Below are 14678 nucleotides of genomic sequence, written 5' to 3' on the forward strand. Positions count from 1 at the left end.
CTGGTGGCTCTACACCCACACCGAAGACCCGGTAGCGCCACTGGAGTTAGCCAAGCAACAAGACTTCGGACGCCAAGGAGAAAAAGCAGCACGCAAGGCCTGGGCGAAAGAAGAACTTAAACGACGCGGCCACCCAGACGGGCGACCTGCCACATTCGACACCGGCATCGACAACGAATGGAACCCCAGCTTAGGCATAAGAAAAGGCTGGGCCGGACGCGCCTAAATCCACACGAAATGTCCCTTAACGCGACACGCCGCAAATCCACACGAAATGTCCCTTAAGCCACTAAATCGGCCCAGATTGTCCGTGTATTGATGCCTTGCAGGTCAAGGCGAAAGCAAAGTAAAAACGCCAACCCTCGGAGCAAAGGAATTCTCAGGCCGAAGCCCTACTCCCATTCGGGAACCCAGCTTTATCCTTCTCGGGTTGACGTTGTGTCTCAAGCATAATCGGGCGCGAGGCCTTCCACAACACATAACTTCCCGGTGTGGACAAAATGGAATCAAACTACCAGGCAAACTCGGCGCCAGAATTTTTGGGACATACTCCGGTAACCCCAGCATCTGCGACGACGCGCAGGCTTTCGCACTCGCTGCTTATTTCTGCTTGCGCCGGTAGTACACCTGGCGGCGCACATGGGCGACGACATCGCCTTCCTCATCAAGGATGTCCACGTCGAACCAATGCAGGTACTTCTCGCCGTTGGCCGTCTTCTCCTTGATGAGCGCGTAGGTCTCCTCGGGGATACGCATATCGGCGGTGACCGTGCTGCGGCCGGGTTTGAGGTACTTAACCTCACCAGCGGCATCCCAGATGCGGTACTCCTTGCCCAGACGGTGCATGGAGGCGAGCATGAAGAACGGATCCGTCATGGCGGAGAGCGTGCCACCGAAGGCCACGCCCATCGCATTCTTGGTCAACATGTTCGGCTTGTGGCTGACCACGACGCGTGTGCCATCATCAGCGAATTCTTGGATCTTGATGCCAGCGCCTAAGAAGGGCGGCCAGAAGCCCATGAAGCGCTTGAGCTGACGTGCAGAAAAGTGGGCCATGAGGATAGCTCCGTGTCAGTTTGTGGGGGCAGGTGGGTTAAATGGCGTCAACTCTACCGTTGCGGGATAGAGGATAGTTTCGTTCCGTGGTGTGCCGGTTGTCATGTGAAGTGTCCCAGGTTTTGTTCCGTTTGAGTAGATGGGAAAATCTGGAACATGCCAAGAAAATTTGACCAGGATGCAAAGGACCGTGTGGTCCGTCTCGTGGAGGACCGCATCTTGGCGGAAAGCATGTCGATGCATCCCGCGTGCTAGGCAGTAGCTTCAAAGTTGGGGGTTTCATGGCACACGGCTCGTCTATGGACTTAAGCCTGCTCGTCGTGCGGGAAACATCCCAGAACCTGTTCCTGAAGATTTGGCTACCGAAAATGCCAGGCTACGCCGCGAAAATCAAGAGCTTCGAGATACCAACGAGTTGCTGAAGGCTGCGTCAGCTTTTTCGCCTCACGACCAGGCCCCAAACGTTAAGAAATGATCCGGTTCATCGATAAATACCGGAATCATTTCTCTGTCGAGTTCATCTGCACCGGAGTTGAAGATTAACCGGGCTGGTGGGTTTATCACCTCGCGTGGTTATCGCCAGTCCAAAGCCCGTGGGCTTAAGTGCTCGTCGCCTTCGTGACGCTGTGCTGATTGAACGCATTGGTGCCATTCATCGGGATAATTACGGTGTCTACGGCGTGCGGACAATGTGGCATGCGCTTGACCGTGACGGAATCGACATCGGTCGTGAGCAAACCGCCCGGCTGATGCGCCTAGCTGGTGTTTCTGGCACAGGCACAGGCGGATCACCAATCACAACCCGTACACCTCAACAGGCCGGATCTGCGCCCGGATTTGGTCGAGCGTGAGTTCAAAGCCCAAGGCCTTAAACAAGCTGTGGGTGGCCGACATTACCTACGTGCGTACGAAGAAGGGTTTTGTGTACACCGCGTTTGTCACTGACGTTTACTCCCGGCGGATCGTCGGATGGGCATTATCGGACTCGATGCGCACCGAGGTATTACCGCTGCAAGCACTCAACCAAGCGATTGTGAGCGCGAAGGAAACAACAGGCCTTATTCACCATTCGGATCACGGCTTATAGTACGTCAGCGTTGTCTACAACCAGCGTCTCGCCCAGCACGGGATTGCCGCTTCCACTGGGACCGTCGGTGACTGAAATGACAATGCTCTAGCTGAAAACGTTAACGGCTCTTACAAGAATGAGCTCATCCATACTCGCAGGTGGAATGATGTTGTCGAGGTAGAAATCGCGACGTTCGAGTGGGTGTCATGGTGGAACGAGGTAAGGCTCCACCAAAGCCTGGGATATCGAACCCCAGCCGAGGTGGAAACCGAATTGTGGAAGAAGAACCCGCAACAGGGAATAATAGAAATCAAGGAACATGCCTAGGAACAAAACTCGGGGCACTTCAAGCCCCTTATATGGCTCTGGATGTGGTGATTGCTGCAGAACCGTCATCAGTAAGGGTGACTTTTCCATCTACGCGGTAGACTTCACGCAACATTTTTGCGGTTAACACGTCCTTAGCTGCTCCGTGTGCGTATACAGTGCCCGCGTGGAGTACCGCAATGCGGTGAGCGAAGCGCGCTGCTTGTGAAAGATCGTGCATCGAAACCACGACCGCCGCGGGTGCTTCAGCTGCATAGGCGCGAATATGCTCCATGAGGATGAGCTGATTTCTTAGGTCAAGAGCGCTGGTTGGCTCGTCCAGTAGTAATGCCTGCGGCCGGCATACGATGGCCTGGGCGAAGCTTACTAATTGACGCTGGCCGCCGGAGAGCTGGGACATTGTTCGGGATTCTAGGTCTTCTAGCCCCAGCCGCGTGAGGACCGAGCTGACTCGGTCCTGTGTGGATGTGGCTACCCGTAGTCCGCTGAATCCCGTCCGGGAATGCTGGAGTGCCAGAAGTACCGATTCGAATACGGTAAGGGTGCTTTCCGGCGGGGGATCCTGTGGCAAATATACTGCCTCGGGCCCAGTGACGTCGCCGCTGAATCGGCATAGGTTAGCCATGCAGCGCAGCAAAGTCGACTTACCAGCGCCATTAGGGCCGACGAGGGCGGTGACGGTTCCAGCTTCGATCTTTGGGAGACATACGTCATTCAGTATCTGTTCGTCTCCATGGGAAAAGCACAGGTTATCTACCCGGAGTGTGGGTTCTGGCGGAACCGTGGGCGGTTGTTCCACGAGGGGGTCCTTTCTGGGGCAGGAAGTACTGGGAGAGGCGATCATTAGGTTGAGGAGACAGTTCGGGGGCGGCGTCGCAAAACAATGAGGACGACGAACACGGGAACGCCCACAATCGCGGTGATGATGCCGACAGGCAGAATCGCCCCAGGCTGGATCAGCTTGGATACCACTGAGGCTGAGGTCAGCAAAAGCGCACCTGAGATGATGGACGTGGTGAGGAAGAAGCGTTGGTCCTCACCAACGAGCATCCTGGCGATATGTGGGCCGACGAGTCCGATGAAACCAATTGTCCCGGCCATCGAAACGGCAGTTGCCGCCATAAGGGAGACTCCCACCAGCGTGTACGTGCGCAGCTTTGGGATATTGATACCCATGGACCTAGCGCGGTCGTCGCCCATTCGAAACGCGGTCAGCGTCCACGCATTGCGGTAGAAGTAAGCAATTCCGATTAGTGAGATGACCGCGAGAAGGCCGATCTGAGGCCACGTAGCGCGCGTAAGGCTGCCCAAGGTCCAGAAAACCACCTGCTCTAATTGGGTCTGCGAGGCGAGGTACTGCATTAGCGCTAGTAGAGCATCGAAGAGGAACACGATGGCTATGCCCAGCAGAATCATTCCCTCGGTACCAGAGCTCTTTGACCGAGAGAATAGGACGATCACCGCACAGGCCGCGAGGGCGAAGACCCAAGCACTGCCCGCCATTCCCAGCGCTGCCCCGATTCCCGCCGCGGTGAATCCTGAGACGGTGGCAAAGGCTGCGCCAAAGCTCGCAGCGGCGGAAATGCCCAGCGTATAGGGCTCTGCCAAGGGGTTATCCAAGATGGTTTGCATCTCTGCGCCGGCAGCAGCGAGGGTGCCACCGATGAGCACCGCTGTGACGGTCATAGGCAGACGTATATCAAAGATGATCTGCCAGTCAATTGGGCGGGAATCGCTGGGGTGAAAGAGCACGTAGAGCGCCTCATTTGCGTTCAAACTGCTGCCGATGAGGAAATCTATGGCAATGGTGACGCATAGCAGGGCCGTAAGCCCTGCGATGATCGCTACCTTTCGCCTGCTAGCTGTTCGGTACCAGTTTGACCGGGGGCGTTGCCGTTGCGGGGTAGAGTTTTGGTCGTCCACCTCGCTTCCGGTGGCAATTGATTGCGCTCGTGCTCCGTGGCTCATGGCAAACCAGTCCAGAAGGTGCCGCTAGCCTCCACAGGGAGGAATTTTTCATGTAGTTCTTCCAAATCGGCCTGCGGGTCGACATCGGAAAACAGGTCGGGGTGCATGGCTTTGGCAAACCACTCGATGGCTAGGTAGTTGTATGGGGAGTCGTAGAAGTGATGCCACGCAGCGTAGGCCCGCTTGTTCTTGACCGTCCGCATTTCCTTAAGGACAGGTTGCCCGTCAACAACGCGTTGGAAGTCTTTGGCTGCCTGTTCGGTGGACTCGTCGTAGCCCAGGGGTACAAAGCCATTCTTCTTTGGCTGCTGCTTGGCGCCGGTCCAGTCTGCGCCGGTGGCGATGATGACGTCTGGGTCTTTTTCAGCTAGCGCCTCGGGAGAGACTTGCCCCTGCTTGGCGTCGATCATATCGTCGCCCACGTTTTCGCCACCCGCTGCGTTAACAATTTGGGCTAGGTTGGACTTAGCGAAGGTAGAGCAGCAGTCGAAGTAGCCGGGAGCTCGCCAGAGGAAGGTCGGTGTGGGGGTGGCCTTGGCTTTTTCTAGGCGCTCCTGAACCATGTTCACCTTGGACTCATAGAACTCGGCATACTCTTCCGCTTCCTTCTCGTGGCCGAGTACCTTGCCGAGCAAGCGCACGCTCGGTGCGGTGTTCTTCACCGGGTCGGTAAAGTAATCGACGGTAACCGTGGGGATTCCGGCCTTTTCTAGACCGTCTACGATGCCAGCATCCTGGGCGGCTTCGAAGCTGCTTGCGGAGACAATGAAGACATCTGGACGGGAATTCAAAGCTTGCTCAACGGACATCGAGCCGTCGTAAACTTCACCAGTTTGCTCAATATCTTCGATCTCTGAGAATTTCTGTTCGTACTTCTTGTACGTGCCAGGGTCGTTCTGCTCCAGGTCATCTGGCCAGGCAACGATGCCCTGGAGCGGGTTTTCTTTGTTGAGGATGGATGTCGTGTAAAGCATCCGTTGCCCGCCCATGAGGACCCGATCGACGTTCTTCGGGACCTCGACTTCGCGCCCGAGAATGTCGGTGATCTGTTGCTTTTCTCCGTCATCTGCGGTCTGTTGTTCATCGTTAGTGCTGCAGGCAGCGGTCATAAGGAGGGCAGTGGCGGTGACGGCTGAGGCGACTACGCGGGCCATTCGGTGGTGAGGGGCGCGTGGGGTTTTAAAACCGCGAGCCCTAGTTGTCGTGAGGGACAAGGCAATCCTTTCTTCCAAGTGGATCTATTAGGTTAGCCATACCTTTGTTTATCTACAATGGGTGATGAAACTTTTACCCCCCAACATTCCCGTTAAGTCAGTTCATTCAGTCGGCGGGAATATGTGCGTAGCAGCAGTACCGCCGTGGTTGCGAAACCCATGATGAGTCCTAACCAGACGCCATATCCTTCCCATCCGAGGAGCTTTCCAAATATCAGAATCCCGGGGACGCCAACCAGCCAGTACCCGACGAGGGTGCAGCGTAGCCCTGAGGTGGTGTCTTTCAGGCCTCTCAGTAGGCCCACTGCCACGTTTTGGATTCCTTTGGCGAACTGTTGCAGTACCGCGAGACATAGGAGCAGGACGGCAATGTGAAAGGTGGTGGGATCTGCCTCTTTTAAGAAAGGATGCAGTACCCACCTGCCCAACAGAAGCCACAGCGCGCCCATTATTCCCAGATACGTGACCACGACGAACAATATGCGTCGGGTAATCTCGCGCACTGAGTCGGCACTCTCGGCCCGAGCCCTTGTGATCAGCACCGAGCCGCCGTGAGAAAAGCCGATGCACACTTGGTAAACGATGTACGCCAGTTGGTTCACAATATTGTGCGCCGCTAGCATCTGTGGGCTAAAGGTCCCCATCACTAAACCGGCGATGGTTGTTATTGCAGCCTCCGAGCCATAGGTCAGACTGACTGGTACCCCGAGGCGGACGAGGCGGCAGATAGTCTCCCCATCTCCTTTACACGGAAGGATGTGGAAATAGGGCTGTAGCTCGGGAATGCGCAGTACCACAATCCGGAAGGCCAGGAAGGTAAGCAGTTGGATGACAGTTGTAGAAAGCCCGATGCCCGCTACCTTCCAGTGATCCGAGGCTGCCCATGTCATAAATAACCAGTTCAATGCGATATTTATAAATATCGATATCAGCGTGATGGTTAACAGGGAGCCGGGTTTTCGCATGCCCACGGCGAATTGGCGCAGGACGTTGAGCCACATCATCGGGACTAACCCGGGTGCGAGCGCAAGGGTCATGGCGAAGGTGAGTTGGGCAACGTGCTTGTCGATGGGCAGAACAAGGACCAATCCGCCTAGGGCGATGACCAGTAACGCGCCGAGAATTGCAGTGCCAGTGGCCACCGCGAAGGAGGAGCGCACAGCCCGCCGGATCTGTTCTGCTCCCGCCTCGCAATTTTGACAAGAGGTTTTCTCTTTTTCCATTTTTGCTGCTGCTTCAGCCACAAGATTTGCCCCGGCCGTCACCATGCCCACGCACATCGTGCGGATCTGGTTGTAAAGCTGCATCGCTAGGCCGCCGCCGGCTATCGCCAGTACGCCCACGGACTGCAGCATCAATACGTCCGTGGTGGTCAATGCAACTCCGGCGAGTTGTACTCCAGCGATGGGAAGGGAAATTCCCAGAACTTCGCGATATTTCCGGATGGATTTCAACCTCGCAGCCACCTTCAACTTCGGACTAACATTCGTCTCGGCCCTCGCTTCTCATCTTCTAAACCTCGCCCATTTTGGCGGCTGGTCTCCAATGTGCTGCGGTTTCTAGCGGTAGATACGCAGCACATCCGATTCATTTGCGGCCTCCAGGCCGTTGAAGCGAATGGCGCTGCGATACATCTGCACCAAAGTTGCAATCGGACGCTGCCGTCTGCACCATGGAAATTAGTGGTTCGCCCCTGCGGATTCAGCTGGTGCTGGCCGATGCCCCAGCGGTACCACCGTTGGTTGAGACCGAATCCCGTTCAGGGCTGGTGTTTGCAGCGGCAGAGACTCCCTTCGGAAAGTATAAAGATTATACCTAGTTTAGGTAAGGCTACCATAATTGAAGATTTCCACTTCAAACACTTCAGGTGGAAGGAGTGTGAAGATGGATAGGAGAGACTACATTTTTGCTATATCTCCGGATAACTGACGAAGTAGATTAACTGCAGAATTAAATGCTATTTGCTGTCGTTGTCTTGGTTACCGGAGGCGCCGTACATGGTGGTCTTCAGCGTTGGCCCCGCAGTGAGGATAGAGGTGCCAAACCCTGATACGACAAGGGCCGCAGCTGGGCCAATGGCACTTACAACAGGTGCCCCGATGATGTATCCAATAAGCATTGCGGAGCTGTTAATTGAACCCATCGTAGAAAGGGCTTTGGGTTTCACTTCATCAGGTACGGATCCGACAACGACTATTCGTAGTGCGGCCACCTGAGCGGCATTGCAGACTCCACCAAGGAGGAAGCATGGAATGCAGAGCCACAGTGAGGGAAATAATCCAGGTAAAGCTATGAAGCACCCCATGGCGAATCCTGCCCCGGTCAGGACCTTCTCGGCGTTCTGTGAGTGAAGGCGAGCTGAAAGCCGTGCGCCAAAGATGCGACCCACGATAAATGCTTGGGCAATGATGGCATATAACGTACCGCTTACGTGGAGGGTCTTTGTCGCATAGAAGACAAGCGAAACGTTGAAAATCGAGGTGCAGATAATTGCTCCCCAAATGCTGGTTAACGCGGACCGAGCACTCCTATCCTTAAGTAAAAGAGAAGGAGCTTCGAGGACCTTTTGGAGAAAACTCGGTGAAGATTCTTGGGTTTCTGGATGAAGTAGTGCTTTCTCGGGTGAGGATTTATAAAAGCTATAAAAAGCCATCAGCGAGACCCCAACGGCGCAAGCTTCAACAAAGAGCGCTGTCTGCAGGTTTCTTTGGTCCAGTAGTAATCCGCCTAGAGGCGGTCCAAGGAATCCGCCGCCAAGGCGGGCTGTATCCAAGAGGGAGAAGGCTTTCGCCTGCTGACCTTCGCCGACCTGTGAATCAGCGATGGTGAAAATGGATGGAATTGACAGGCCGCTTAAGCATGCGGTGACGAGGTTTCCAAGAATGAGGATCAAAGGCTCTGGATAGGCTGCCATTGATAACAAGCCCAGAAGATCCAAGAAAAGCGCAGCAAGCGCAATGTGATAGCTGCTGAATTTGTTAAAGAGTGGGGCCAGAAAGGGGACTGCAAAAACTTGAGCGCAAGTACCCGAGATGAAGATGCTTGCCACCAACAGTTCGCTCTTGTTGAGTTCGGCGAAGTGGAGTGAAATCGAGAGGCTGGTCATTGACCCGCACACTGACAATAAAAAATATGTGGCGGTCAAGGTGTAGATAGATGAAAACCCTTTGCCACCACTATTTCTTGGAGGATGCATTTAGGCTGACTTTATCCAATGCTCAATTGAAATATCGTCTTGGTGCACTCCCATTGAGCTGAACATATTAGAATGTCGAGCGTCCTGAAATACGCTCTTCTTTTCTTTGAAAAATCCCATGTCGTACCAAGCGACTCCGAAGTGGACAACCGCGCTTCCATCTTCGAGAACTTCCTTGATGACGAACTGCCAATCGTATGGACCTGGGACTTTTGGACCTCTTTCTGCCAGGCGAGCGTCGGACACCTCGAGCTGATAAAGGCACTTGTCCAAGGATTCTGTGTCAGAGAGTCGGATTGAAACTTTGCTTTCAGCAACCGCTTCCCGGCCTTGAACTCTGGACGGAGTCGAACCTCCTACTGTTACGATTTCTGGAAGTGTTTCAAATATGAACATGATTACTCCTTGATGTGACGGCTATGACATTAGATAGAATAGTGATGTGCGCAACACATTACAAGGGGGTTGGGGCAGGAAGCGATCTTTCTGAAGATTTGTGGCGTCACTTTGCTACACCTCTAGACCTGCCTGCCTCCACTTCAAGCGGAGGCAGGTCATGCACTGTGTATAGGAAAAAGTAGTGCTAGCGCTAGTGCCTTTCGCTCTTTTGAACATCAAAATGTAGAGCATGAAAAAGCTTGTGATTGGCATGATTGCCGTGGTGGCCGTGATTGTGGTGGCGTTTGTCGGGTTTGTTGGATTCATGCAGTGGGTAGACGCAGACAGCGTCACCGGTGATGACGGCGTGGCTGCCGGATATAGCGCTGAGACAGGTGGCCCGCTGGAAGCGTCGTTTGCGGGCGAGGGGCCGCACGAGGTCGACGTGCAGCGCGACGGCGACGTGACTGTTGCGGCGCCGACAGGCGCGGGACCATTTCCGGCGGTGGTCATGGCAAACGGCACGAACACGCCGTTGAGCAGCTACCTACCCGTGGCGGAACACTTGGCCAGTTGGGGCTTCGTGGTTGTCGGCGATGAGACTCCCCACACCGGTACAGGAGAGAACGTCGTGCATTTAATTGAGCGATTGCCGGAACTGGATTCCCGTGTGGACCGATCACGGGTCGGTATTTTCGGGCACTCACAGGGCGGTGCGGGCGCTATCAACGCTGCGGCCCACACGGAGGTAGCAGCTGTTTATGCGGCGAGCCCGGCCTCCCATAAAGTGGCAAAGTCCAATGACTGGGACTACAACACAGCCGACGTAAAGTCACCGCTTTTCCTGATGACGAGTGATGGCCGCTCGGACCGCTGGTTTGTTAGCCCGTGGGAAGACCTGCAGGAGAGCTTTGAATCAGCGGGTGGCCCGGCGGTCATTGCCCGTCGCTTGGGTGCGGACCACAAGGATGTCCTAGAGTTCGGGGACGGTTATGCCACCGCGTGGTTCCGCTACATCCTTGCTGATGATCCTGACGCGAGAAAAGTGTTTGCTGGCCCTTCATCAGTGAGCGCTGGTGAGCTGGCGAGCAACGAGCTCTGGGACCGAGTGGATACCCGCGGCTGGTAGTTCCTGGGGCCTTTCGCCATCCCGCGTGGTGTACCGAACATGCTAAAAGTAACCTGCGCTCACATACCCCTCAGAAGTAGGCGTAGTTCACAAAAACTGGCAGCCCTGATAAATTTCAAATGAATTATCAATCGGGCTGTCACATGTCAGCCCTGTACGCAGAAGTGAACGAGTCATGCAGACAGAGGCGACAGGCCAGGTAGAAGGCCTCTACATCGATGAAAACTTCGAGCTGCGCGCCGGGACCATCACGTTCGGGGAGGACATTGAAGGCATAGCGCTTGGCGATGCCCCCGCAGCCGAGGCCGCATGGCACTCTGGCGACCCGGAGGTGTTGCTGTGGGTGCCCGGCTTCGTGGACCTGCACAACCACGGCGGCAACGGTGGGGGATTCCCGAACGGTGACTACGGGCAGTGCCTGGCCGCCGCCCGCTTCCACCGCGCGCAGGGAACGACGACGCTGCTGGCCAGTATGGTCTCCGGTACGCAAGAAGAACTGTGCGCCCGGGCCGAGCTTTTGGCCCAATTGGCCGAAGAGGACGAGATCGCCGGCATCCACATGGAAGGCCCTTTCATCGCCGCGGCCAAGTGCGGCGCACAGGACCCGTCCCGCATCGTGCCCGGTGACCCGGACTTCTTCCGCGCGGTTATCGCCGCGGCCCGCGGGCACCTTCGCTCTATTACTTTTGCGCCGGAGACGGAAAACGTCGACAAGCTGCTCGAACTCTGCGCGGAGCATGGCATCATCGCCAGCCTGGGGCATACCGAGGCCGATTATGACACCACGCTGAGTGTTATCGCCAAGGCCAAGGAGCTTGGCGTCACCGTGACCGGCACGCACCTATTTAACGCCATGCCCTCCATCCATCACCGCGCGCCGGGCCCGGTGGCGGCCTTGCTTGCCGCGGCGAAGGCGGGTGACGTGGCCGTCGAGCTCATCGCCGATGGCGTGCATCTTGTCGACGGCACCGTGGACATGGCCTACAACCCCCGCGCCTTTGCGGTGACGGATGCCATGGCGGCGGCTGGCATGGCCGATGGTGCTTATGAGCTGGGCTCCCTCCCCGTCACCGTGAGCGGGGGAGTAGCGCGCGTGGCCAGCGGTGCTATCGCGGGTGGCACGTCCACCTTGGCCCAGCAATTCGCCGGCTTTGCTGCGCGCCATGGTCTCGGCGAGGCAGTGCGTTTTACGTCCACCACGGCCGCGGATGTGGTGGGGCGCAAAGAACTAGGCCGAATCGCGGTTGGTGCGCGCGCCAACCTCGTGGGCCTTAACGCCCAGCTGGAGCCGGTGCGCGTCATTGTCGGTGGCACCGAATTCATAAACCCTTAAACAAGACTCTCACTCACATTAGGAAGGCACCTCATGGACATCCTCATCCGCTCCACCCCCGCGGACGTTGCCGCTGCGGCCGCCGATATCCTCGCAGGCTACGCTAATAATTCCGCCACCCTAGGCCTAGCCACGGGTTCTACCCCGGTGGCTACCTACAAGGAGCTCATCGCCCGCCACGAGCGCGGCGAGGTGAGCTTCGCTGGGAGCCGCGCTTTTCTTCTCGACGAGTACCTTGGCCTTAACCCTGAACACGAGCAGTCTTACTACGCCACCATCCGCCGTGACTTCACCAGTCATGTCGACTTTGACGACTCCCTGGTCAAAAGCCCAGAAGGAAACGCCGCCGACCCCGTGGCAGCCAGCGCCGCCTATGACCAGGCCATCCGAAATGCCGGGGGTGTCGATATTCAATTGCTCGGCATTGGCGCGAATGGCCACATTGGCTTCAACGAGCCGTCGAGCTCCCTGACGTCCCGCACCCACGTGGTGGCGCTGCACCCGCAGACTGTGAAGGATAACTCCCGTTTCTTCGACACTGTCGAAGAAGTTCCGCGCCACGCGCTCACACAGGGCTTGGGCACTATCGGTGAGGCCCGCCACCTGCTCCTCATCGCCACCGGCAGCAACAAGGCCAACGCGGTGCATGCGATGGTTGAGGGACCGCTCTCAGCACACTGCCCCGGCTCGGTGTTGCAGCTGCACCCGCACGCGACCGTCATCGTTGATGAAGCCGCTGCTGCGCGCTTGGAGGACCGCGAGTACTACCTCTTCGCGGATCAGAACCATCTGTAGCGAAACGTCATTTTCTCATTCCATAACTTCCCTTCCCGAAAGGACGCTCCCTTAATGAAATTCACTGTGATGGGGCCGTTGCAGCGGCTCGGAAAAGCCCTCATGGGTGCTGTGGCGGTATTGCCCGTTGCGGCGATTCTCAGTGGCGTTGGCTACTGGATTTCCAGCGCCGCTGGCGCCGACAACCTCGCTGCCCAGCTGCTGATCAGCTCCGGTGATGCGGTGCTGGCCAATCTGGGCTGGATCTTTGCCATCGCGATTTCCTTCGGCCTGGCCAAAGATTCCAACGGTGCCGCAGCCCTGTCTGGATTCTTGGCCTTTGCCACCTTCATGAAGCTGCTGGGCCCCGACGCCGTGGCCGGTTACCGCGGCATCGAAGACCCCGCTGCGCTGACTGGCGACGCCGCCCTGGAGTGGGCCGCCGAAGGCTGGAACGCCGTGGGTGGCGGCAATGTCCTCTTTGGCATCCTCGCCGGCATCATGGCGGCGTGGGTCTATAACCGCTTCCACGCCACCAAGCTGCCGGACTTCCTAGCCTTCTTCTCCGGACGGCGCCTCGTGCCGATTCTCACCGCCATCTTCGCCATCGTGGTCTCCGGCATCCTCTACTTCGTGTGGCCGTTCATCTACCACGCACTGTTCAACTTTGGTGCCTCCATCCAAGGCCTGGGTGCTGCGGGCGCTGGTATCTACGGCGTGGCCAACCGCCTGCTCATCCCAACCGGCCTGCACCATGCTCTGAACTCCGTCTTCTGGTTCGACGTTATTGGAATCAATGACATTGGCAATTTCCAAAGTGGCCAGAAAACCATCGAAGCAGCAGCTGCTGCTACCTCCGCCGCTGACTGCCCGGGCATCTGGGCCAACGGTCAGTGCACAGTTGAGGGTGTTGTTGGGCGCTACCAGGCCGGCTTCTTCCCCATCATGATGTTCGGTCTTCCGGGCGCGGCTCTTGCCATGTACCTGCGCGCGGATAAGAGCAAGCGCAAGGTCGTCGGCTCGCTCATGGCCGCTGGTGCTCTGGCCTCCTTCTTCACTGGTGTGACCGAGCCGCTGGAGTTCTCCTTCATGTTCGTTGCCCCGCTGCTCTACGTGGTGCACGCGCTGCTCATGGGTCTCTCCGTCTTCATCGCCGCAGCTATGGAATGGACCGCCGGCTTCGGCTTCTCCGCGGGGTTCGTCGACATGCTGCTCTCCTCCCAGAACCCGCTGGCCAACAAGTGGTACATGCTGCTGGTGATGGGCGTAGGTTTCTTCTTCCTCTACTTCGTCATCTTCTACTTCCTCATCGGCTGGCTTAATCTCAAGACCCCGGGCCGCGGTGAGGACGATGCTGCCGAAGAGTCCGCCGAGGATTCCGTTAGCGGCGATGACAAGACCGCGCGCGATGCTGGCTACATCATCGAGGGCCTCGGCGGCAAGGACAACATTGACTCCCTGGACTACTGCACCACGCGCCTGCGCGTCGGTGTGAAGGAGCGCGCGCTTGTCGACGACTCCCTGATCAAGCGCGCGGCCGTCTCCGGCGTTATTCACCCCTCGGAGAAGAATGTCCAGGTCATCGTCGGCCCAGCGGTGCAGTTCATGTATGACGAGGTCAGCCACCAGCTGCGCCACGGCTCCCCGGCCCTGGCTAGTGCAGGCGCCGTGGGTACTGGAGCCAGCGTGCCTGCCAGCGCCGAGGGCGCCAGCAACAGCAGCGTTTCTTCTAGCAATTCCCACGTCGAGGCCGAAGGTATTGGCGTGCGTTCCCCGTTCGCCGGAGACGTCGTCGAGCTCTCCCAGGTGCCGGATGCTTCCTTTGCGCAGGGCATGGTGGGCGAAGGTTTTGCGGTGATGCCTGATGCCGTCGATGCCTTCGACGTCTGCGCCCCGGTAGACGGAACCATCACCATGGTCTTCAAGACGCGCCATGCCTTCGGCATGCAGACCAAGGACGGCGTCGACCTGCTTATTCACATCGGCATCGACACCGTGGAGCTCAAGGGCGAAGGATTCACGGCCCTGGCCAAGAAGGGCGATACCGTAAGCGCCGGCACGCCGATCATCGCGGTGGATGCCAAGGTGCTGCGCGAGCGCGGCGTCAATCTCATCACCCCGGTGGTGTGCCCGACGGCCAAGCAGGTCGCCAGCATCGACATCGCCCGTGAGGGCCATGCCCTGCCAGGCGAGGTCGCAGCAACCATCATGCGCAGCAGCTAACCTGATTCGGC

At 57.3% G+C, this 14678-nt stretch carries 11 protein-coding genes and 2 pseudogenes; 6 read left to right on the forward strand and 7 right to left on the reverse strand.

Going from position 1 to position 14678, the window contains the following annotated elements; genetic code table 11:
• Positions 1-226: pseudogene (locus HMPREF3149_RS07315) on the forward strand (IS256 family transposase); the annotation flags it as partial.
• A gap of 374 nt (positions 227-600) precedes the next feature.
• Here HMPREF3149_RS07315 and HMPREF3149_RS07320 read toward each other — a convergent pair.
• A complete protein-coding gene (locus HMPREF3149_RS07320; protein WP_070537289.1) occupies positions 601-1056 on the reverse strand; it encodes a DUF4442 domain-containing protein in 456 nt (151 codons plus the stop codon).
• Between the two features lie 156 nt (positions 1057-1212).
• On the opposite strand from HMPREF3149_RS07320, the pseudogene HMPREF3149_RS13380 reads away from it, so the two are divergent.
• Positions 1213-2452, forward strand: a pseudogene (locus HMPREF3149_RS13380) (IS3 family transposase).
• Between the two features lie 28 nt (positions 2453-2480).
• Here HMPREF3149_RS13380 and HMPREF3149_RS07325 read toward each other — a convergent pair.
• From HMPREF3149_RS07325 to HMPREF3149_RS07350, 6 genes are all read right to left on the reverse strand, one after another.
• Positions 2481-3296 carry an ABC transporter ATP-binding protein gene (locus HMPREF3149_RS07325; RefSeq protein ID WP_049156256.1) on the reverse strand — a complete coding sequence of 272 codons (816 nt, stop codon included), beginning with the start codon at positions 3294-3296 and terminating at the stop codon, positions 2481-2483.
• Positions 3296-4420 (reverse strand): FecCD family ABC transporter permease, encoded by a 1125-nt coding sequence (locus HMPREF3149_RS07330; protein ID WP_080975109.1) that lies wholly within the window; start codon positions 4418-4420, stop codon positions 3296-3298. The genes HMPREF3149_RS07325 and HMPREF3149_RS07330 overlap by 1 nt, the downstream gene beginning before the upstream one ends.
• Positions 4417-5574 (reverse strand): ABC transporter substrate-binding protein, encoded by a 1158-nt coding sequence (locus HMPREF3149_RS07335; protein ID WP_070497388.1) that lies wholly within the window; start codon positions 5572-5574, stop codon positions 4417-4419. The genes HMPREF3149_RS07330 and HMPREF3149_RS07335 overlap by 4 nt, the downstream gene beginning before the upstream one ends.
• A gap of 152 nt (positions 5575-5726) precedes the next feature.
• Positions 5727-7088, reverse strand: coding sequence for an MATE family efflux transporter (locus HMPREF3149_RS07340; RefSeq protein WP_231732355.1), 1362 nt, complete (start codon positions 7086-7088; stop codon positions 5727-5729).
• Positions 7089-7591: 503 nt separating this feature from the next.
• A complete protein-coding gene (locus HMPREF3149_RS07345) occupies positions 7592-8830 on the reverse strand; it encodes an MFS transporter (RefSeq protein WP_070537290.1) in 1239 nt (412 codons plus the stop codon).
• Entirely contained in the window at positions 8831-9226 is a 396-nt protein-coding gene (locus HMPREF3149_RS07350; protein WP_070537291.1) for a hypothetical protein, read from the reverse strand.
• Between the two features lie 232 nt (positions 9227-9458).
• Between HMPREF3149_RS07350 and HMPREF3149_RS07355 the strand changes: the two genes are divergently transcribed.
• From HMPREF3149_RS07355 to nagE, 4 genes are all read left to right on the forward strand, one after another.
• A complete protein-coding gene (locus tag HMPREF3149_RS07355) occupies positions 9459-10337 on the forward strand; it encodes an alpha/beta hydrolase (protein WP_070537292.1) in 879 nt (292 codons plus the stop codon).
• Positions 10338-10512: 175 nt separating this feature from the next.
• On the forward strand, positions 10513-11670 hold the full coding sequence (locus HMPREF3149_RS07360) for an N-acetylglucosamine-6-phosphate deacetylase (protein WP_070537293.1): 1158 nt from the start codon (positions 10513-10515) through the stop codon (positions 11668-11670).
• A 33-nt stretch (positions 11671-11703) separates the two neighbouring features.
• A complete protein-coding gene (gene nagB / locus HMPREF3149_RS07365; RefSeq protein WP_070537294.1) occupies positions 11704-12465 on the forward strand; it encodes a glucosamine-6-phosphate deaminase in 762 nt (253 codons plus the stop codon).
• Positions 12466-12519: 54 nt separating this feature from the next.
• Positions 12520-14667 (forward strand): N-acetylglucosamine-specific PTS transporter subunit IIBC, encoded by a 2148-nt coding sequence (nagE, locus tag HMPREF3149_RS07370; RefSeq protein ID WP_070537295.1) that lies wholly within the window; start codon positions 12520-12522, stop codon positions 14665-14667.
• Positions 14668-14678: the final 11 nt, after the last annotated feature.

The organism is Corynebacterium sp. HMSC05E07 (genome assembly GCF_001807225.1).
Taxonomy (GTDB): Bacteria; Actinomycetota; Actinomycetes; order Mycobacteriales; family Mycobacteriaceae; genus Corynebacterium; species Corynebacterium singulare.